A 20,284-nucleotide genomic window follows, 5' to 3' on the forward strand; every position below is an offset into this window, starting at 1 on the left:
GTCAATCAAGCACCGGTTGGCGCAGCAACTGGCGGTCAGCCAGCCAGGCCTGTAAAGCCTGCGCCGGCATCGGCCGCGCCATCAGGAAGCCCTGGCCCTGGTCACAGCCGGCATTGCGCAGAAAATCGTACTGGGCCTGGGTTTCAATACCTTCGGCAGTAATGCGAAAGCCCAGGGCATGGCCCAGGTCGATGATCGCCCGGGTGATCGCCACCGCGTCATCATCCATTGGTAAGTCTTTGATGAAGGCGCGGTCGATCTTCAGGTGATCGATAGGTAACGACTTGAGGTAAGCCAGCGACGAGTACCCGGTGCCGAAATCATCCACCGCGGTTGCCACGCCCATGGCCTGCAGCTGGGCCAAGGCCGCACAGGCTTGCTGCTGGCTTTCCATCAGCAGGCTTTCGGTGATCTCCACCTCCAGCAAGGTGGGTGGCAGGTCATAACGTTTCAGGCTGCGCGACAGGCTGGCGACGTAGTCACTGCGTTCAATCTGCAAGGCGGCCACGTTGATCGCCAGCGGGCCCGGCAGGCAGTCGGCAGCGCGCCAGGCGGCAATCTGCTCGCAGGCAAGCTCAAGCACCTTTTCCCCCAGGGGAATGATCAGTCCGGTACGCTCGGCCAGCGGAATGAACTGCGCCGGCGACACCAGGCCATGCTCGGGATCGCGCCAGCGCAGCAGCGCTTCGGCGCCCTCCACACGGCCACTGAACAGGTCGATCTTGGGTTGGTACCAGAGCTCGAATTCATTGTTCTTCAACGCCCGGCGCAGGTTGCGTTCCATACACAAACGCTCCTGCAGGCGCTCGGTCATGTCCGGGTGATACAGCCGCCAGGCGTTGCGCCCGCTCTCCTTGGCCGCATACATGGCGGTGTCGGCGTGGCGCAACAGACGGTCGCAGGTCTGGCCATGTTCGGGGTACCAGGCCAGGCCGATACTGCCGGTGACCAGCGCTGCGTTACCTTTGAGATCGAACGGTAGCTGCAGGGTCTGCAGCAATGCCAGAACCCGCTCCCTACAGGCTTGCTCAGTGCCGCTGAGCAGAAAGGCAAATTCGTCCCCGCCCAGACGGCAGAGGCTGTCCGCTTCGTCGAGGATCTGGACGAAACGCGCGGTGGCCTGTTGCAACAACAGATCGCCCATTGCATGCCCAAGGCTGTCGTTGACCTGCTTGAAGCCGTCGATGTCCAGCACCAGCACGGCCAGTTGTTGCTCAGCATCGATGGCCGCCTGCAGGCGTTGATTGAACAGCAGCCGGTTCGGCAGGCCGGTGATCGCATCGTAATGGGCCAGGCGCTCCAGCTGCGCCTGGGACTGCTTGAGTTCACCGTTGCGCAGATTGATCAGGTGGTTGCTGCGATTGAGCTGGGCAACGAACACACTGAACAACCCGGTACAGGTCAACGCAAACAGGAACAAGGGTGAGGCGAACAGGCTCATCGACGGCCAGCCCCCCAGCGGGGTCGCCGCCAGTTGCCAAAGCCCGCCCGGGACATCGACATTGACCGTTACCGCATGTTCCTCGAACAGTTTCGGATTGCCCCAGATCATTGCCCCCGCCGAGCCTTGGCCGTCGGCGCCGCGCAAGGCCAGTTCAAAGCCCGGGTCCAGGTCCAGACCGGCGGCGCTGAGCAAGCGGTCGATGTCGGCAACGATCGAGACATTGCCCCAATACAGCTTCACGCCCTTGTGGCCCTTGAGGAACACCGGGCGCCTATAGACCAGGCCGCGCCCGCCTTGATACAGCTGCACGGGACCGGCCAGCACCGGGCTGTAATGGTCGCGCGCACGCTGCAGCATCGGGTATTGGTCCGGCAGGTGGCGGTAGTCGACGCCGATGATGCTCTGGTTGCCCTTGATCGGATAGACATCGGCAATCACATCGCCCGGCGCCACCGAGATATGGCGGATATGTGGAACCGAAGCGATGGCCTGGCGCGCCATGTCATGAAAGTGCTCAGGGCTGATCTGGCCATCGGCGCTGATCAGTTGGGCGATGCCTTCGGTCTCGCCAAAGGCCGAGCGCAACTGCGCCTCCAGAGCGGCGCGCACCCCGGACAGACGAGCGCTGGCGTTGGCCACCAGTTCGCTTTCCTGGCGCTGAACGTCGAGGCGGCCAAGCGCCACCGACAAGCCGATGCCGACCAGCGCAAAGCCTATCGGCAGCAAGCGATTGAGGGTGGTGCTCAGGGTCGCGGGCAGGACCAGTTTGTCATCAAGGGCGAGGATTCTTGTGCTCATAGGTCCGTTGTTCGCGTCGGCATACCGCTTTATCGGCGTGTCGGGCGCAATATTGAGTGAGGCTGGCTTTTTTTAGCGCGCTGGCGTTATGCTCGAACTGAAACGTTTCACCCATCATAGAAAAAGAGGTGCTGCGCCCATGGACCGTCTGCTCGATTCGCTGTTTCCCACCGCCAACGAGATCCCCGAAGCGTACCGCCTGGGTGAGCCGCTGGTGCAACGCGAGTACCTGGTCAACGGCCAGTTGCAGCGCTGGGACGGGCCGCTGGCCACCGTGCGCAGCCCGGTATGGCTCAAGGAAGGTGATCAAGAGCGTCAGGTGGTCCTCGGCAACACGCCGCTGCTCGATGCCGACACCGCCCTCACCGCCCTGGACGCCGCCGTACACGCCTACGACAAGGGCCGCGGCGCCTGGCCGACCCTGCGTGTGGCCGAGCGCATCCAGCACGTCGAAACCTTCCTGGGCAAAATGCGCGAGCAACGTGAAGCGGTGGTCAAGCTGTTGATGTGGGAGATCGGCAAAAACCTCAAGGACTCGGAGAAAGAGTTCGACCGCACCTGCGACTACATCGTCGACACCATCAATGCCCTCAAGGAGCTGGACCGCCGCTCCAGCCGTTTCGAACTGGAGCAGGACACCCTCGGCCAGATCCGTCGCGCGCCGCTGGGCGTGGCGCTGTGCATGGGCCCCTACAACTATCCGCTGAACGAGACCTTCACCACCCTGATCCCAGCGCTGATCATGGGTAACACCGTGGTGTTCAAGCCGGCCAAGTTCGGTGTACTGCTGATTCGCCCCCTGCTTGAAGCCTTCCGCGACAGCTTCCCGGCGGGTGTGATCAACGTCATCTATGGCCGCGGCCGCGAGACCGTCAGCGCGCTGATGGCCAGCGGCAAGATCGATGTGTTTGCCTTTATCGGCACCAATAAAGCGGCCAGCGACCTGAAAAAGCTCCACCCACGCCCGCATCGCCTGCGCGCAGCCCTGGGCCTGGATGCGAAGAACCCGGGGATCGTGCTACCCGAGGTCGATCTGGACAATGCCGTCAACGAGTCGGTTACCGGAGCCCTGTCGTTCAACGGCCAGCGTTGCACGGCGCTGAAGATCCTCTTCGTCCATGAGGATGTGGTTGACAGCTTCCTCGACAAGTTTCAGCGCAAGCTGGCCGCGCTCAAGCCGGGCATGCCCTGGGAGCCTGGCGTGGCCCTGACGCCGCTGCCCGAAGCGGGCAAGATCGACTACCTCAACGGCCTGGTGGCCGATGCCGTCGAAAAAGGCGCGCAGGTCATCAACCAAGGGGGCGGCAGCAGCCGTGGTTCGTTCTTCTACCCGGCACTGCTGTACCCGGTGAATGCCGGGATGCGTGTGTACCAGGAAGAACAGTTCGGCCCGGTGGTGCCGGTGGTGCCTTATCGCGATCTGCAGACCGTGATCGACTATGTGCTCGATTCCGACTTCGGTCAGCAGCTAAGCATCTTCGGTACCAACCCGGCCGAGGTCGGACGCCTGGTCGACACCTTTGCCAACCAGGTCGGACGGATCAATCTCAACGCCCAGTGCCAACGTGGCCCGGACACCTACCCGTTCAACGGCCGCAAAAACTCCGCCGAAGGGACCTTGTCGGTACACGATGCACTGCGCGTGTTCTCGATCCGCACCCTGGTAGCGACCAGATTCCAGGAGAGCAACAAGCAGCTGATCAGCGACATCATCCGCAATCGTGATTCCAGCTTCCTGACCACCGATTACATTTTCTGATTGCCGTCCGTCCAGCGCCGCAGGTTTTGATTTGCCCAATCGTCGAAACTGTACAAATATACAGTTTCGCGCCATCCACCCTGCGGCGCGCTAAGGAGGATCCATAAAATGGCCGTCAAACCAATCCCCGAAGGACAGCACAGCATCACCCCTTACCTGGGCATCAAGGATGCCGGCAAGGCCATCGACTTCTACAAAGCCGCGTTCGGCGCGGTCGAGATGTTCCGCCTGGAAGGCCCGGATGGGCGGATCGGGCATGCGGAGCTGAAGATTGGCGACTCCTCGCTGATGCTCGCCGACCCCTGCGATATGCCGGGTGGCCTGGTCAGCAGCCAGTCGCTCGCTGGCGCAGCGATTGGCCTGCACCTGTATGTCGACGATGTCGATGCGCGCTTTGACCAAGCCCTCAAGGCCGGTGCCACCCAGGTCAGAGCCGTGGAGAACCAGTTCTACGGTGACCGCAGCGGCACCTTGAAAGACCCGTTCGGCAATCTCTGGTTCGTCTCGTCCCACGTTGAGGACGTCTCGGTGGAAGAAATCCGCGCCCGCGCCGCCAAGTTGTTCGGCGGACAGTAAACCCGGCAGTTCCCGGTTGGCGAGCCATGGCCGCCAGCCGGGCTTTGCATTAAGGTGGCGGGCACAGGAAGGCTGGCCAGGATTGCTCATGAGAATCATCGAAAAAAACACCGCGCTGGTGCGCACGCTTACCCCTGCCGAAGACGAGTTGCTGCAGGGGTTTGTCCAGGGCAACCTGGCCGGCCCGCGCCTGCTGCAGGCCAATCAGCTGTTGCTCAAGGTCCGCGCTGCCGGACACTGGCTGGCGTGTGATTGCCAACCGCGTGCAATGCCGATCCTCAACGTCAATCTCAACGGCAACACCGGCACCCTGTTTCTCAAGAACAACCCTGGCACCGCCGAGCATGCGCCCGACTGTGCCTTCATCAAAGATGAGCGCGAAACTGGTCGCCCAGAAGATGCTGACGCCTTCCCCGCCGCCTGGTTGCCGCCCGACACGCCCTTGCGTCTGATCGGCGATTTTCGCCGCCCCACTCCTGGGAGCGGGGGCGAGACCAACAATGGTGGCGACAAGCGCGAACAGCATCGTCTGCTGTCCTTGCTGCTGACGCTGATCGAAGCCGGCGGCCTGAACGTCTACGCCAGCCACCTGAAAAAAGACCTGAGCGGACAATTTGCCGAACTGCGCAGCGTCGCCAGTCGTTACCCCTTGATCGAGCGGGTGCCGGCCAGCAACTACCTGGAAACCCGTCTGGACATGAAGCACATGATGATGCTCAAGGCGCGGCTGCGGGACTCCAGCGCTTTTGGCAATCATCGGCGCTACGGCTTGATGCTCGACTGCGTCGGCCAGATCAAGGCGCGCAAGGTCTACAACGAACGCAGCGAAGACGGCTTCGACTTCCAGGGCCATCACCTGTTGTGGGGCGGCAGCAAGACCCCGGGGCCGCTGCTGGCCCTGGCGATCTACTCACCGGCCAGTGCCGGTAGCCATTTCTATGAACTGATCCATGTCGCCAGCGTCCCGGTGCTGTCGCGTGGGCAGCTGTTTCCGGTGTATCGCGATGAAGAGCGCGAGCCGTTGAAGATGCTCATCTCCTTGATCGACTGGATGGCCAGCAAAGGCGTCCGGGTGATCATGCGGCGCCCGGTCATTGGTGGCCAGGGCATGGATGCCTTGATACTCAGCTCCGATCAGGACCGGGTGCTTTCCGTATCGCTGACCGAGCAACCACTGGGGCCCGAACCCGAAGGCGAAACCTTCAAGCGCTATGCCGACTTCAAGAGCCTGGATACCTTTCGCAAGTATGTCGCGGGTTTCTTCATGCGTGGGCGTGAGTAATCGCGGGGCAAGCCCGCTCCCACCGGAGTCAGTGGGAGCCGGCTTGCCCTGCGAGTTTTTTTACCACTGCCGCTTATCCGGCCGGGTCAGCCCCAGCTTCTCGATCCGGTAACGCAACATGTCCCGGCTCAGCCCCAGCAGCCGCGCCGATTTGGTGACATTCCAGTCGGTACGGTCGAGCATCTTGCGCACCATCTCGCGCTCCACCTCAGGCAAGCTGGTGGAAGCCGGCACCTCGGCACTGCCGTGATGGTGGTCATGAAACGCCGGCGCCGGCATCTCAAACGGCTCATCCACCAGGCTCATGCAGACATTGAGCTGATGCGGCGCAATCTCCTCGTTAGGCGCAAGCAATACCGTCTGTTCGAGCATATTGCGCAACTCCCGCACGTTGCCTGGCCAGCTGTAATTGAGCAGCAGTTCTTCGGCGTCCGGGCTGAAATACAGGTGCGACTTGCCATAGCGCTTGCCATGCAGGGCGAGGAAGTGCCTGGCCAGCAGCAAGATGTCCTCACCCCGGGCATACAGCCTCGGGACCTTGATCGAGATGATCCGCAGGCGGAAGAACAGATCACGGCGAAACTTGCCCTGTTGCACCATCTGCTCCAGGTTGCAGTTGGTGGCGCTGATGATGCGCAAATCGACCTTGCGCTCCTTCACCGCGCCAATGCGGCGGATCGTCCGGTCTTCCAGCAGCTTCAGCAGTTTGGCCTGCAGGATCAGGTCCATTTCCCCGATCTCGTCGAGAAACAGCGTGCCACCATCGGCCGCTTCCACCAGCCCCACCCGGCGGTCCTTGGCATCGGTGAATGCGCCTTTCTCATGGCCAAACAGCTCCGCCTCCAGCAAGTTGGCCGGAATCGAGGCGCAGTTGAACTCGATAAACGGCCCCTTGCTGCGCGCACCATCAAAATGCAGGGCACGGGCCACCAGCTCCTTGCCTGTGCCGGTCTCGCCTTCCACCAGCACCGGCGGCAAATCTCCGCTGGCCATTCGCCGCTCGGCATCGAGCAGCTGCGTGAGCGTGTGCTTGAGCCCGAGCATCGCCGGCGACTCGCCGATCAGCGACTGGCCACCGGATTTTTGGGCTTCGCGCTCCTGGTAGAACGACAGCGTCCGTTCCAGGCGCTCAGCAGCCAGGGCTTTGTCGAGCATCAGTTTGAGCTCGGCCAGCACCACCGGTTTGGTCAGGTAGTGAAAGGCCCCCTCCTTCATCGCCAGCACGGCATCTTCGACGTTGCCGTAGCCGGTCATCATGATCACCTTGAGCTCCGGCGCCCGCTCGGCCAAGGCCTTGATCAGCTCATGGCCGTTCATGCCCGGCAATGAATTGTCGGTCAGCACTGCATCGGGTTGACACCGGGGCAGTTGCTCCAGTGCCTCCTCGGCGCTATGGCAAACGGTGACCTCGAAGCCTTTACGCTCCAGATAGGTCTGGATATTTTCAGCAAGGATTTCATCATCCTCCACCACCAGGATGCTGTGCTCCATGGTCCCCTCCCGCTGCAACATTGAAAGTCAGGCATACGCGGGTTCCTTCCTCTTCGCGACTGGTCAGGCTGACCGCGCCGCCGAAACGCTCCATTATTCGTTTGACCAACACCAGGCCGACGCCCAGGCCGCCTTGCTTGGTGGTGAAAAAAGGTTTGAAAACCATTCGCTCTTGTTGCTGGCTCATGCCTTTGCCAGTATCACTCAAGGTGAGCTGGACCTTGCCTTCGCCCGTCAGCTCAAGCACCTCCAGGGTCAAGCGGCCACCGCCTGGCATCGCCTCGAGGGCATTGGAAAACAGACTGTTGAGGATCTGCGTGAGCAACACCGGCTGGCTCACCACCCATGCCGTCGGCGGCGTGCTGACTTCCAGTTGCACCTTGTTGCGCTCGGTCTGCTGGGCAAAAGCGCTGCAGGTGTCTTCAACCGCCGCAATCAGATCAACGGCTTCGGCATCGTCCTTCAACGGCCGCAACGACACCAGTAGCTCACGCACCCAGCGCGACATACGGTCGACCTGATTGATGATGTCGCCGATATTTTTCTGCGAGCTCTCACTGGCAATTTCCTGCGCCAGTTCAGCACTGGAGCGGATAGTGGCCAACGGATTGCGCAAGCTGTGGGCCACCGCCGAGGACATCTCGCCAAGGGCGACAAAGGTTTCGCTGGCCACCAGCTTGGTCTGCTGTGCATGCAGCAGGCTCGCCGCCCGGCGCACGATCCAGAACAGGCCGAAGTAGATCAGCGCACCGCCGAGCACGGTTGACGTCCAGATCAGCACGTAGCCACGCTGAATGCGCCGCACCAGGTCCTGCGGTTCCTTGTACACCTCCACCATCGACAGCACTTGCGTGCCACTCTCGTCGAACATGGGAATGTAGTTCTCGATGAACAGGTACTGCGGATCACGCTGGAACTTCTGTTCTTCACGGTCTTCATCGGCCTTGTGATAACTGGCCGATACCGGGACTTGCGAATTGAACGACTCGTCGAGGTCGTCATCGCCGACGATCTTCTGGCCGATCAGCAACGGGTTGGTGGACCAGACAATGGTCCGGTCCTGGGCATAGACATTGGTCAGCAGGGTGTCGGGCAGGTGCTCGACGTGGTCGAGAAACTCGATGCGCGTAGACGCCGCCAGGTCGGCGCTGACCCCCGGGTGCTGCTTGTCCATACGCGGATCGAGCAATTGCGCCATGGTGATGCCCGGCGGAATCCGCGAATGGCGCACTTCGGCCTTGGCCATGGCCTGGATGAACTGCGCGGTGAGCATGGCATCGCGCTCGACGCTGTCATTGACCACAAACTGCGTCGAGACATAACCCAGCCCCACTGCCACCGAGGCAATGATCAACAGGCTGACCACCGAGAACCAGCGCAACAGATTGAATTCGCGCAAGGTACGATCAGTTGAAGCTTGATTTGGGTGGCCCTCATCGGCCAGTTTCTTATTCAGCACCTGCATCGATCGTTCCTGGCGGGCTGTTTTTTTCTTACAACTTATAGCCCAGCCAGGAGACGATGTTTTGAATCAATACTAATGGCCAGTCGCCCACTGATAGTATTTTGCCTTTACTGCACGCTGCCGGCCCCATCGTTTGCTGCTTGTGCCTGCTTCAGCGCCCCCTGTCGCTCGGTTTCCTGCTGAAGAAATTCAAGCAGGTTGTCGGCATCCTGCTGGTTCAGGCGCAGGTTGGGCATGGCCACCCGGTTGAACTGCTGATAGAGCGCCACCGCCAACGCATCGCGCTCAGCCAGCATGCGATCAGGCTCACGGATCCAGCGGCTCAGCCAGGCCCGCTCGCGTCGCTGGGTGACGCCGAGCAGATCCGGCCCGACGCTGCGCATGCCGATGCCCTGGCCATCTTCCGGGCCCAGGCTGTGACACGCGGCGCAGCGGGTGCGAAACAGCTCCTCGCCGCTGCTGGGTGGGCGAATGTCCGGCGCCTGGGCATAGCTTTGCTCGGCACTGGGCGTCTTCCAGTTCTGCAGGCTATTGGCCAACTGGTCGGCGAGGATCCAGGGGTTTTCGAACGGCGAGGCCTTCATCCAGCGCCCGGTTGTCTGGTTGCCGACAATCAGGCTCAGGTTGTGGTCGCGGCTGCGGCCATTGTCGACTCCTTCGATGAACAGCCCCAGACGCCGGCGCAATTGGTCGATCTGGTCCTTGTCTCCGGTCAGAAAGCGCCAGCCCGGTCCGACCTTGAAACGGGCCGCGTAGGCTTTGAGCACTTCAGGGGTGTCACTGAGCGGGTCGATGCTGATCGAATAGAAAAACACATCACGCCCGACCCTGTCCCCCAGCAGTTGCTGGACCTGGCGCAAACGTGCGGTTTCCAGCGGACAGGAGTCGCCACAGCCGGTGAAGATGAAGTTGATCACCACGACCTTGCCCTTGATCAAGTCGTCGAAAAAGTTCACCTGTTGACCGTCCTGGTCCGTCAGTGGTGTGTTCGGAAAATACCCCGCGCCCCAGGGGGTGGCTTCTTCTGCCAGTACCTGGAAGGCCCAGCACAACAGTGCCGTACTCAGCCAGATCGATAAACGTCCCATGGCCACTCCCCCTTCGGCTAGTTGCTGATCTTGACTTGCGGGCCCTTGCCATCCCCGCTGCGCCAGGTCGGCAGCGCGGCGGAATTGATGTACTTGACGCCGTCCCAGCTGGGCAGTGGCGTGGGCATCAGTTGCAACTGGCCGGGATGGTCGATGTCCCAGCGCAACAGCATCGAGTTGTCCTCATGCTGGGTGTTGTGACAGTGCTCCATGTAGGTCCCGGCGAACTCGCGGAAGTTGATCGCCACTTCGACATTGTCCAGGCCGTCACTCTCGGTGCCGATGCGGTAGACGTCCTTGCGCGCCCATTTTTCCCATTCCGGCGGGGCCTTGCCGCCACGGCTGAGGATGATGCCCTCCTCGAAGTGCACGTGCACCGGATGGCTCCAGCCATTGCCGCCGTTCTGGATCTTCCACACTTCCAGGGTGCCGGCGCCGGCGTAACCGCCATCCGTGGGGCCGGTGGCCAGCTGTGGCGCGGCGCTGAGCCGGCGTGGGTCCATGTTGTAGCCCAGACCGCCGTCGGACTTGATGGTCCACGGTGCCTGGTCGGTGCCATCCGAGCGGCCGAAGATGAAGGTCCGGTGCCGGGCCTGGGCCAGGCGAGCCAGATCGGCCGGGTTATCACGGTGCAGCTTGAGCGGGATCATGATTTTGCCTTCGGCCTTGCCCGGTTTGGCTGGTTCATAGGCCGCCGGGTCCATGGCCAGGTCCTGGCCGCTGTAGGCCTTGACGTTGAGTTGCAGGACCTTGCCCACTGCGGGGTCACCCTTGTCCCATTGCGGGCCCTTGCTGGTCTGTTTGATCACCGCCAGGTACTTCTCCGACAGCACGTCAGCCAGAGGGATGTCCTCTTTCGGACCTTTGCCGGTGTCATGGGCTTTGAGGTTGACGAAGAACAGTTTGTCGCCCGCTTTGATACCGTTTTTGGCGAAGTTGACGACGATGTCGAACCGCTCGGCGATACCCTGGGTCGGCAGTATCGCGTTGTGGTTCTGACGGTCGCCGTCGGCGTCCAGGTCCATGCTGCCGTCAAACGGCACGGCGTGTTCCATGATGTTGCCGTCGTTGGCGATCATGTGGAACGGCACCCGCGCGTAGGACAGCCCCGACCCCTTGGGCCCGGGAAACTCGCCGCCACTGCCCTTGATCTCGCGCACCAGCGCCAGCTTGAAGTAGCGTGACACCGAGCCATTGAGAATCCGCAGGCGGTAGCTGCGCGCGCGCACGTCGAGGTAAGGTTTGTACTGCCAGTTGACCAGCACCTGGTCACCGAGAAAGCCGTCGGTGTTGAACGGGTTGAACCACAGCTGGCCGTCCGCCCCCCAGGCCTTGTCGGCGATCAGCAGGTTGACGTCATAGTCGCGGTTGCCCCAGGACAACGCCGAGCCGCTGGGCAAGCGCAGGTTGACGCCGTCTTCGAAGGCTTCGTTACCGCGATCCAGGGCGCTGTAATAGTTCATCATCGCCGCGTTGCCCTTGTAGACATTCTGCGCGGTGAAATCGAGCATGTGGTCGTGAAACCAATGGGTGCTCATGGTTTCGCGCCAGTCGCCACGGATACGGATGCTGCCGTTGTCACAGGTTTTAAGGCCCGGCTGCGCATCGTTGACCCAGAGTTTTTCGCCGGGCGTGCACGGAAACGCCGCCCGCGGATCTTCGGCGCGGGTGTTGATGCTGTCGTAACCGGCCAGCTGGATCGGCCAGCGGTAATCGTAATACTGCCCGGGGAAGAAGAAGGCGTTGGCATAGCCGTCGCTTTCCGCCGGGGCATGCCCGTTGTGCTCATGGGTACTGATGGTGTGCAGGCCAAAACCATGGTTTGCCGCCGGGTCAATCGGCAAGGCGTTGTAGTGACGCATCAACAGCGGCTGGCCGTAACGCACCATCAGCAGCTTGGCTGGCAGGGTGCCGTCGAAGGTCCACAGCGATTTGTGATCCTGCAAGGGCATGTTGGGATGAAAGCGCGTGTCGACGCCCTTGGTCGTGCCCAGGGTGTTGGCCTGCCCGGCCGTGTTGTAATACAGACCACCGGGGCCGAATTCACCGACGCTGTAGTGGTGCATCTGCATGGCGTCGCGCAGTCCGCCGTTGATCCGTGCGCCGGCCTGGGCAGTCTTGTAGGCCGCTTGCGGATAGAACTCGTTCCAGCGCTGGTGCGACCAGCCTTTTCCTGGTGGCCGGCCTTCGGCCGAAGCGCCGATGTGACGATTGAGAAACGTCTCGATCTGCGCCTGCCAGGGGTTGCGATCGACGACATTGGCATACTGGCTGGGAAACGGGGTCAGCCCCGGCTCTTTGAGAAAGGCATCGAGCAGTGGCCCGTTAGGCGCACTGCGGGACACATTGACAGGGTCCTGCTGCGGTGCAGGACCGGTAGTGGGCGCGGGAAACACCTGCAGACCCGACGGGGTGGTGGGGTCCAGACGGGTCGGACCGAATTCTTCGAACAGCAACAGCTGTTGACTGAAAGGCTGAGCACCAAACATCGGGCTCGGAGCCCCGTTGGTGGGGTAGTTGAACGACGTCTGCAGTGCCGGTGGCCGGGGGTTTTCCTGACGCGGCGTACTACGGTCGCCCTCGACACCATCGGGCAGGTCGAAGGCGCCGACATTGGCCTCCGGCAACAGCGACAGATTGTTCAAGGCAGCTGCGGGATCGGCGGGTACATCGTTGTAGGCCGACGGATCTCCCGACTCCGGCGGCTCGACATCGTCAATCGGGCTGGCAGGCACTTCAGCCGCCAGCAGCAATGCCAGAGCAGCGCTCAGGCACAAGGGGTAATACACTCGCTTGCTCATGATCTTTCACCCAGTGTTTGCCAACCGGTAATGTCGATTTGCAATTACTTGGCCAAAAGTGTTTCAAGATATGTACAAGCGAAATATCAATGACTTAGCAACAAAAACCATCAGTAAACGTTAAATAAAAATGGGGGAAACCTCCCCCAGATTCGGGTTTCAGCGCCACCCACTCGTCAGCCCTGCACTGGCCCCTGGGCCACGCGAAAGTTCAGCTGCACTTTGGTGCCCTCGCCTTCGCGGCTGCTCAGGCGCACCGTGCCGCCAAAGCGCTCCATGATCCGTTTGACCAGCACCAGCCCTACGCCCAGCCCTCCCTGCTTGGTGGTGTAGAACGGCCTGAAGGCCATGCGCACTTGCTCATCGGTCATGCCCTTGCCACTGTCGCACAGGCGCAAGGTCAAGGTCTTTCGGCTCTGACGCACTTGCTCAACGCGCAACGTCCCACCGTCGCCCATGGCCTCCAGGGCATTGGCAATCAGGCTGTTGAAGATCTGCCCGAGCAACACCGCCTGGCTGAGTACCTGGACATTGGCCAACGGGTCGACCCGGACCTCGACGCGCTGGCGCCTGAGCTGCAGGGAGAACGCCTGCAGGCTGTCCTGCAGCACCCGTTCCAGCTCCACCGCTTGCGCCTCGTCATTGAGCGGGCGTAATGACTGCAACAACTGACGCACCCAATGCGACATGCGATCGACCTGGCTGATGATGTCGCCAATGTTCTTCTGCGCCGGCCCTTCCTCAACCTCCTGGGCCAGTTCGGCACTGGAGCGAATACTGGCCAGCGGGTTACGCAAGCTGTGCGCCACCGCCGAAGACATCTCCCCCAGCGCGACAAAGGTTTCATTGTTGATCAGCCGTTTTTGCTGCTGCTGCAAGTGCCGGTTGGCGCGGTACATCAACCAGTACAGGCCGCCATAGACCAGCGCAGCGCCGACTGCGACAGCGGCCCAGATCATCAGCAGGCCGTGCTCGATACGCGCGATCAGGTCACGGGGTTCCTTGTAGATTTCGACCATGGCGGTGACGTTCACACCATCGGCATCGAACAGTGGAATGTAGTTCTCGATGAACAGGCTCTCAGGCGGGGTGATGAATTTCTGTTCGCTGCGCGCCTGATCGACGTTGTGGTAACTGGCCGAGACCCGCACCTTGTTATCGAAGGCGTGATCGAGGTCTTCGTCCGACTCGATCATCCGCCCCACCAACGCCGGGTTACTTGACCAGATCACCGTACGGTCCGGGGCATAGATGTTGGCCAGAAGCATGTCCGGCAAATGGGCAACATGGTCAAGAAACTCACCGCGGGCATTGCGCCGCGCCTCGGGGTTGACCTCGGGAAAGCTCTGATCCAGCCGGGGGTCGAGCAATTCACCCATGGTCCGCACATTGGGAATCGACACGTGGCGCACTTCGGCCGCGGCGATGGACTGGATGAACTGCGCAGTGAGCAGCGCGTCGCGCTCGATGCTTTCGTTGATCACGAATCGGCTGGAAATCAGGCCCAGCCCTACGGCCACCGAGAGGATGATCGCCAGACTGACGAAAGCATACCAACGCAACAGATTGAACGGCCGCTTGACCGGCATTTGGTCATGCGCGGTTTCTTGCACGGAAGATGACTCCAAGCGTGATTGCAAGTCCATTGCGTACTCCTGACAAATGACTTCTTAGGTTATAGCCCAGTTGCTTTCACTTGCCCCGCACGCTTGCCCCAACTGCCCCCAACCATGGGGCATCGGCCCCGCCCTTGCCAGCCTGCGGCAACGCTAAATTCCCCTGCAGGCCTTGTTCCACAAGGTTTTTTAAAAATTGGTATGGAAGTTGCCGAACCCTGTGCAGACGACCCAACCCCATGGGCCCGATTGCAAGAGGGAAGACTCATGCACCGTCCAATGCCCCACCCACTGGCTTTGCTGATCCTGGCTAGCCTGACTCAAGCGCCGGCTCAGGCCGCGCTCTTTGAAGTAGACCCCGGCCCTTACCTGCCGGCAACTGGTGGATTCGCCGCTTGGTACCAGGACACCCATGGCCGGGTGCTTGACCTGTGCTTGTCCAAGGCTGTCAGTTCGCGAGTGGCCGGCGCACCCGGCGCGCCTTCATACATGTGTGTGCTGAACCCGGCGCCAGGGGTGTTCGACGACACCAAGTCGATCAGCTTTCCTGACAACTACCCCGACGAGACCTTCTGGTTCACCGCCGACGCAGCGATTGTCGACGCAGCACGCGGGATTGACCTGAGCTACGGCACCGCCATCGAGGCCGCCTTCGCCGCCGAGGATGTCCATGACGGCGACCAGGTCAGCTTTGCCCGGGTGCGGATTCGCGTCGATGTGCCAACCGCCGGTACTTACATCATCACCCACCCTTACGGCGTGGAAGTCTTCGATGTACCTGCCGGAGGACGCCGGGCGATCAACATGACCCGCGACATCGGCATCGGCACACCACAAACCTACACCGGTGCGCTCAAAGGCGATGTCGGCCCGTTCCTGCGTGGCGTCGGCGGCCCATACACTGAAACCAACCCGGACACTCAGGTCAGCGAGCGCTACATCGGCGATCCGAACCTGCAAGAAGCGGTCACCGGCAGCCCGTTCAACACCAACTTCGTGCGTATCGAAGGGCCCAATGGCCTGGACCTGCGTACCACGCTGTTCTCGGTCTCCGGCAAACTCTCCGAGGTCGTACGGCCAACGCCGGTGATTGCCCAGCGCAGCACCTTCTCTCGTCACGACGAAAACGGCAACTTGCGCGCCCAGCAGGATGTCTTCGTGCAGGCGCCCCCGCCACCGGGCACCGCCACCCTGATCAGCCAGACCCCGGCCCTGAAGCTTACCGAAGCCAATTCCACCGGTGCCTGGTACGGCCAGTCGGCACTCAACCCGTCACTGCCCATCGACCTGCAGGTGACTGCCGACAACCAACTGGCGATCCCCAGCAGTACCCCGACCACGCTGAGCCTGCCGCTGACCGACCTGGTGGTGATCCAGCGCGCCGAGTACAGCCTGAACTCCGGCGAACTGACCCTGGTCGCCTCGAGCAGCGACGAAACCAGCCCGCCGGGGCTCACCGCCACCACCGGCAATGGCGCTGCCATCGGCACCTTGAGTGGCAATGGCGCGGTCAAGACCCTCATCACCGGACAGACGCCGCTGCCACCGGCCACGGTCACGGTAACCAGCGCCTATGGCGGTAGCGACAGCGAAGAAGTGGTGCTCGTGCCATGAACATCATTACGCCACGTCCCGTAGCAGGAGGCAGCATGAATAACTGGCCACGCCTGGCGCTCTGCGCAGCCGGGCTTTCCCTCTCGCTGGCTGGCACTGCCTGGGCCGGCCTCAAAGCGGTCGATCCGGGCCCCTATACCCTGGCCACCGGGCGTTACCCGATGTGGTACCAGGACCACAATGACCTGGCCATGGAGCTGTGCCAGTCCAGGGCGGCAAGTTCGCGGGTGCCGGTGTCGGTGCCACCCGCCTACATGTGTACCCTGCTGCCTGAGCCAGGCATCTACGACGATGCCCTGCCGCTGGTGTTCCCGGACAACTGGCCACCGGAGATGTTCTGGTACCTGGCTGAAACCTCGATTCCGGCAGTCGGCAACAGTGGCTATGAGATGGATGTCTATGTCGCCGGTATCGAAGCGGCGTTTGCCAGCGAGAACCCGGTCGACGGCGATCAGCAAAGCTTCGCGCGGATCCGCATCCGCGTCTCGGTACCCCAGGCCGGCACTTACGTGATCACCCACCCCTACGGTGTCGAGACCGTCAACGTCACGACGCCCGGACGGCGGGCGATCAACATCACCCGTGACATCGGTATCGGCGCCCCGGGCGATTTCAGCGGTGCGCTCAAAGGCGCCCTGGGGCCGTTCCTGCGCGGCGCGGGTGGCCCCTACAAAGAAATCAACCCGGATACCGCCGCCACCGAAGAATTCATCGGCGACCCGAACATCACCGAGGCGGTCGTCGGCAGCCCGTTCAATACCAACTATGTGGAGATCAAGGGGCCGCCCGGCAGCATCCGTACGGATGTCTTCACCGTCTCCGGCAAAGTCCTCGATGCACGCAAACAGACCCCGGCGGAACTTGAGCGTGCCAGCTACCGGCGTACTTCCGCCGGCACCCGGGTAGAGGTGTTTGCCAAGGCGCCAAAAGACGCCACCCTGTGCTTCCGCGAAACCCTGGCGCTGGTCCCCGGCACTAAGCCGTCGCCTTGCCAGTTCGACCTGCTGGCGGACAACTACGGCCTGTTCTTCGCCCACCATCTGAGCACTGGCGCGCCACCGCCAGTGATCGTGGTCACCGCCACCGACCCTAACGGGGCAACCCGCCCCACCGCGCTGTCGCGCAAGCTCAGCGATGTGGTCAAGGTCACCACGGCGCGCTACGACTGGGCCAACAAGCGCCTGCGCATCGAAGCCAGCTCCAGTGACGAAGTGCAGGTGCCTGACCTGGTCGCCCAGGGCTATGGCCGCCTGTCCAAGTCCGGCACCGTGCAAACCCTGACGGTCAACGGTCTGTCACAGCCTCCGGCGACTGTTACGATCAAGTCCGCCGCCGGCGGCAGTGATACCGAAGCAGTGGTGATCGTCGGCAATGCGCCGGTCGAGGGCGAGAACAAGGCGCCGGTGGCGCAAGCCGACCAGGGCAGCACCAGCTTCGGCGTGCCGCTGACCTTGAACCTGCTGAGCAATGACAGCGACCCGGACAACAACGTGCCGCTGAGCATCGCCGACCTTACCCAACCCGGCCCGGACCAAGGCTCCGTCGCCCCCAGCGGCAGCGCTGCAGTGCTCTATACCCCGCCGCCAGTGGTCAACGGGCCGATGACCGCAACCTTCACCTACCGGGCCCAGGACAACAAAGGCCTGAAGTCGGAAGTGGCCACGGTCACCATCAACGTCGCCCCGAACCGGGCGCCAACGGTCGTCAACGATAGCGCTGCAACCCTGGGTGTCGCCCTGCCGATCAACGTCCTGCTCAACGACAGCGATCCGGAAGGCAACACACCGCTGGCGGTCGCCAGTGTGTCGCAAACTATCGATGGCCGCGGCACGGTGAGCACCGACGGCAACCTGGTCACCTACACCCCACCGGCTTCGATCCCGGCGCCGTTCACCACCAGCTTCACCTACATCGCCCGCGACAGCCTCGGGGCCCTGTCGACGCCTGCCACGGTAACCGTGCAGGTCTCGCCGAAGCCGGCGGCAGAAACCTTCGCCGTCACCACCGCGACCGTCACCGCGCGTTCCAACAACCGCTACAACTGGGACCTCTCCGGCACCTCGTCGGTGACCACCGGCAACACCGTCACCGTGCAGGTCACCACCCCGAGCGGGCTGGTCACTCTGGGCAGTACCACGGTACCGCTGACCGGACGCTGGCGGTTGACGGTGAGCAACAGCACCACGGTGATTCCGACCGCAGCACCGTCGGCGACCATCCGCACCAGCCAGGGCACTGTCCGTACCGTGCCGGTCAACGTGCAGTAGAACGCAGGAGAGATGACCATGGCGCGCCTGACCACCTTGCTGCTGTGCCTGACCTTGCTCGGTCAGGCCGCCCTGGCCGACGACTTGATGGACAACGCCGACCTCGGCCCTGGCGGCGACCTGGGTGAACCGCTGTCGCTGCAACCGCTGCCCGCCAGTACCGGGCAGCAGGCGCAGATCGAACAGAACGGTCAAGCCAACCGCGCCGCCATCGGCCAGGACGGTCAGGCCTTGCTGGGCCGCATCGTGCAGTCGGGTGGCGCACAAGAGGCGTACATCCTGCAGCAAGGCAACGACCTGATGGCCAGCGTCAACCAACAAGGTTATGGCAACAGCGCCTCTATTGCTCAGAGCGGCAGCAACAACCGCGCGAACATCGAGCAATACGGCAACAGCAATAGCGCCAGCATCAAACAGGACGGCACCGGGCTGCAAAGCTCGGTGGTCCAGGCCGGCAGCGGCCAGCGTGTGCAAGTCAACCAATACCGTTGAAACCTGGAGGCACCACCATGTTCAAGCTCGCTCCCTTAAGCGCCGCCATAGTTCTGTGCCTCGCTGGCCAGGCGATGGCTGACGAAAGCCAGTCGACCCAGAACCAGTCGGGTACCGAAAACATCGCCGAGGTCAAACAGACCGCCGCCCCGCTCAGTGTCACCACCCAGGACCAGGTTGGCCTGGGTAACAACCACGCCGCCAAGCAGGAAGGTGGCAACAGCAGCATCCAGCAGAGCACGGTCGGTGACTACAACGCCGGGTATGCCGAGCAACTGTTCGAGTTCGGCAGCCAGATCAAGCAGCAATCGTCCGGGTCGATGAACAACACCCATGCCAGCCAGTCCCTGGGTACCGAAAACCAGGCCGAGCAAACCCAGGAAGGCAGCGGCAACTTCTCGTTCGTCTACCAGGACAGCCAGACTGGCAGCACCGGCACCACGGTGCAGTACGGTTCCGATAACCGTGCCTTCGTCGAACAATTGAATACCGGTGCTGCCAACAACGCCTTGAGCATCCAGTCGGGTATCGACAACTACAGCGCCGCCGAACACATCAACCATACTGACGGCCAGATCGGCATCTATCAGACCGGTCAAAGCAACTGGGCCTATGGCGACCAGCGCGAGGGTCAGGGTGGTACCGTCACTATTACCCAGAACGGCACCGGCAACTCCACCGAAGTCTGGCAGGACACCCAGGCCGGCAGCCACGCAACGGTAACCCAATATGGCATGACCAACGAAGGCGTAATTGACCAGAGCTTTGGTGAAAACAACATTGCCAGCATCTTCCAGAGCGGCAATCTCAACGCCATCTACGCCGACCAGTACGAGTCGACAGACTCGCTGTCGACCCTGGCCCAGTCCGGTAACGGCAACGTCAGCTTCACCTACCAGACCGGCGACAACCATGTGCTGGAAGTCAGCTCCAACGGCTCGGGCAACAAGGTGCTGGCCAGCAACTGGAAAGGCGACAAGACCGGTGGCCAGTTCGGCACCAGCCAGACTGCGGTGATCAACCAGAACGGCAGCGGCAACAGCGCCAACCTGACCCAGAAGGACGTGGCGCAACTGGCACGGCTGGACCAGTACGGCACCGGCAACACCGCCGAGCTGACTCAGGTCGACACCAATAACGAGCTGTACTTTGAACAGAACGGCACTGACAACCTGCTGATCGCCGATCAACGCGGCACCACCAACTACGCCACAGGCTCCAGCGCTGGCGAGAGCAACGTTGTCAAGCTGGACCAGTCCGGCACTGGCAACCAGAGTTCCACCTGGCAGCTCTACGGTGACCACAACAGCGCCACCATCAAACAAACCGAAGGCGTCAACGTCGCCTACGTGACTCAAGGTGGCTCCTACAACCAGGCAACGGTTGACCAGAGCGGCGCGAGCATGAACGCGACTGTCCAGCAGTATGGCTACGGCAACCAGGCCACGGTACTGCAGCAGTGACCCCCCTGTAGGAACTCAGCCCTTCTCTCCCCGATTTGACCGTGGCTACCGATGGGGGTGGCTGCGGTCCTTTTTTTTAGCGCTTAGCCGGCCTCCCTGCCCCGCTGAAACCCGCACCGCAGAGCATT

Annotated in this window: 13 protein-coding genes; 7 read left to right on the plus strand and 6 right to left on the minus strand. The window is 62.1% G+C overall.

Annotated elements, in window-relative coordinates:
* Position 1: 1 nt before the first annotated feature.
* Entirely contained in the window at positions 2 to 2,242 is a 2,241-nt protein-coding gene (locus NPS47_RS04220) for a putative bifunctional diguanylate cyclase/phosphodiesterase (protein ID WP_274293848.1), read from the minus strand.
* 139 nt (positions 2,243 to 2,381) lie between these two features.
* Between NPS47_RS04220 and NPS47_RS04225 the strand changes: the two genes are divergently transcribed.
* The 3 genes from NPS47_RS04225 to NPS47_RS04235 all read left to right on the plus strand — a co-directional run bounded on the left by NPS47_RS04225 (position 2,382) and on the right by NPS47_RS04235 (position 5,859).
* Positions 2,382 to 4,001 carry an NADP-dependent glyceraldehyde-3-phosphate dehydrogenase gene (locus NPS47_RS04225; RefSeq protein ID WP_274293849.1) on the plus strand — a complete coding sequence of 540 codons (1,620 nt, stop codon included), beginning with the start codon at positions 2,382 to 2,384 and terminating at the stop codon, positions 3,999 to 4,001.
* A gap of 108 nt (positions 4,002 to 4,109) precedes the next feature.
* Positions 4,110 to 4,577: a VOC family protein gene (locus tag NPS47_RS04230; RefSeq protein WP_274293850.1), complete on the plus strand. Its 468-nt coding sequence runs from the start codon at positions 4,110 to 4,112 to the stop codon at positions 4,575 to 4,577.
* 88 nt (positions 4,578 to 4,665) lie between these two features.
* On the plus strand, positions 4,666 to 5,859 hold the full coding sequence (locus NPS47_RS04235; RefSeq protein WP_274293851.1) for a hypothetical protein: 1,194 nt from the start codon (positions 4,666 to 4,668) through the stop codon (positions 5,857 to 5,859).
* A gap of 60 nt (positions 5,860 to 5,919) precedes the next feature.
* On the opposite strand, the gene NPS47_RS04240 is transcribed toward NPS47_RS04235, so the two are convergent.
* The 5 genes from NPS47_RS04240 to NPS47_RS04260 form a co-directional block, all read right to left on the minus strand.
* A complete protein-coding gene (locus NPS47_RS04240) occupies positions 5,920 to 7,350 on the minus strand; it encodes a sigma-54-dependent transcriptional regulator (protein WP_274293852.1) in 1,431 nt (476 codons plus the stop codon).
* Positions 7,319 to 8,815 (minus strand): sensor histidine kinase, encoded by a 1,497-nt coding sequence (locus NPS47_RS04245; RefSeq protein ID WP_274293853.1) that lies wholly within the window; start codon positions 8,813 to 8,815, stop codon positions 7,319 to 7,321. Before NPS47_RS04245 ends, NPS47_RS04240 begins: the two co-directional genes overlap by 32 nt.
* Before the next feature lie 107 nt (positions 8,816 to 8,922).
* Positions 8,923 to 9,903, minus strand: coding sequence for an SCO family protein (locus NPS47_RS04250; protein WP_274293854.1), 981 nt, complete (start codon positions 9,901 to 9,903; stop codon positions 8,923 to 8,925).
* A 17-nt stretch (positions 9,904 to 9,920) separates the two neighbouring features.
* Positions 9,921 to 12,704: a multicopper oxidase domain-containing protein gene (locus tag NPS47_RS04255; protein WP_274293855.1), complete on the minus strand. Its 2,784-nt coding sequence runs from the start codon at positions 12,702 to 12,704 to the stop codon at positions 9,921 to 9,923.
* Between the two features lie 176 nt (positions 12,705 to 12,880).
* Positions 12,881 to 14,293 (minus strand): sensor histidine kinase, encoded by a 1,413-nt coding sequence (locus NPS47_RS04260; protein WP_274293920.1) that lies wholly within the window; start codon positions 14,291 to 14,293, stop codon positions 12,881 to 12,883.
* Between the two features lie 294 nt (positions 14,294 to 14,587).
* Here NPS47_RS04260 and NPS47_RS04265 point away from each other — a divergent pair, with 294 nt between their 5' ends.
* Genes NPS47_RS04265 through NPS47_RS04280 form a run of 4 tightly spaced genes read left to right on the plus strand, consistent with a single transcriptional unit; the run spans position 14,588 to position 20,156 of the window.
* Complete coding sequence (locus tag NPS47_RS04265; protein ID WP_274293856.1) at positions 14,588 to 15,934, plus strand: hypothetical protein; 1,347 nt, start codon at positions 14,588 to 14,590, stop codon at positions 15,932 to 15,934.
* A gap of 35 nt (positions 15,935 to 15,969) precedes the next feature.
* A complete protein-coding gene (locus NPS47_RS04270; protein WP_274293857.1) occupies positions 15,970 to 18,201 on the plus strand; it encodes an Ig-like domain-containing protein in 2,232 nt (743 codons plus the stop codon).
* A gap of 18 nt (positions 18,202 to 18,219) precedes the next feature.
* Positions 18,220 to 18,693: a curlin gene (locus tag NPS47_RS04275; protein ID WP_274293858.1), complete on the plus strand. Its 474-nt coding sequence runs from the start codon at positions 18,220 to 18,222 to the stop codon at positions 18,691 to 18,693.
* Positions 18,694 to 18,710: 17 nt separating this feature from the next.
* Positions 18,711 to 20,156, plus strand: a complete 1,446-nt coding sequence (locus tag NPS47_RS04280; protein WP_274293859.1) for a curlin — start codon at positions 18,711 to 18,713, stop codon at positions 20,154 to 20,156.
* Positions 20,157 to 20,284: the final 128 nt, after the last annotated feature.

The sequence above is a fragment of the Pseudomonas putida genome, from assembly GCF_028682475.1.
GTDB classification, from domain to species: domain Bacteria; phylum Pseudomonadota; class Gammaproteobacteria; order Pseudomonadales; family Pseudomonadaceae; genus Aquipseudomonas; species Aquipseudomonas putida_AG.

Excerpts from the sequence above, each read along its gene's own strand:
- NPS47_RS04220 (WP_274293848.1), bottom strand. The coding sequence starts at position 2,242 with ATGAGCACAAGAATCCTCGCCCTTGATGACAAACTGGTCCTGCCCGCG.
- NPS47_RS04225 (WP_274293849.1), top strand. The coding sequence starts at position 2,382 with ATGGACCGTCTGCTCGATTCGCTGTTTCCCACCGCCAACGAGATCCCC.
- NPS47_RS04230 (WP_274293850.1), top strand. The coding sequence starts at position 4,110 with ATGGCCGTCAAACCAATCCCCGAAGGACAGCACAGCATCACCCCTTAC.
- NPS47_RS04235 (WP_274293851.1), top strand. The coding sequence starts at position 4,666 with ATGAGAATCATCGAAAAAAACACCGCGCTGGTGCGCACGCTTACCCCT.
- NPS47_RS04240 (WP_274293852.1), bottom strand. The coding sequence starts at position 7,350 with ATGGAGCACAGCATCCTGGTGGTGGAGGATGATGAAATCCTTGCTGAA.
- NPS47_RS04245 (WP_274293853.1), bottom strand. The coding sequence starts at position 8,815 with ATGCAGGTGCTGAATAAGAAACTGGCCGATGAGGGCCACCCAAATCAA.
- NPS47_RS04250 (WP_274293854.1), bottom strand. The coding sequence starts at position 9,903 with ATGGGACGTTTATCGATCTGGCTGAGTACGGCACTGTTGTGCTGGGCC.
- NPS47_RS04255 (WP_274293855.1), bottom strand. The coding sequence starts at position 12,704 with ATGAGCAAGCGAGTGTATTACCCCTTGTGCCTGAGCGCTGCTCTGGCA.
- NPS47_RS04260 (WP_274293920.1), bottom strand. The coding sequence starts at position 14,293 with ATGCCGGTCAAGCGGCCGTTCAATCTGTTGCGTTGGTATGCTTTCGTC.
- NPS47_RS04265 (WP_274293856.1), top strand. The coding sequence starts at position 14,588 with ATGCACCGTCCAATGCCCCACCCACTGGCTTTGCTGATCCTGGCTAGC.
- NPS47_RS04270 (WP_274293857.1), top strand. The coding sequence starts at position 15,970 with ATGAATAACTGGCCACGCCTGGCGCTCTGCGCAGCCGGGCTTTCCCTC.
- NPS47_RS04275 (WP_274293858.1), top strand. The coding sequence starts at position 18,220 with ATGGCGCGCCTGACCACCTTGCTGCTGTGCCTGACCTTGCTCGGTCAG.
- NPS47_RS04280 (WP_274293859.1), top strand. The coding sequence starts at position 18,711 with ATGTTCAAGCTCGCTCCCTTAAGCGCCGCCATAGTTCTGTGCCTCGCT.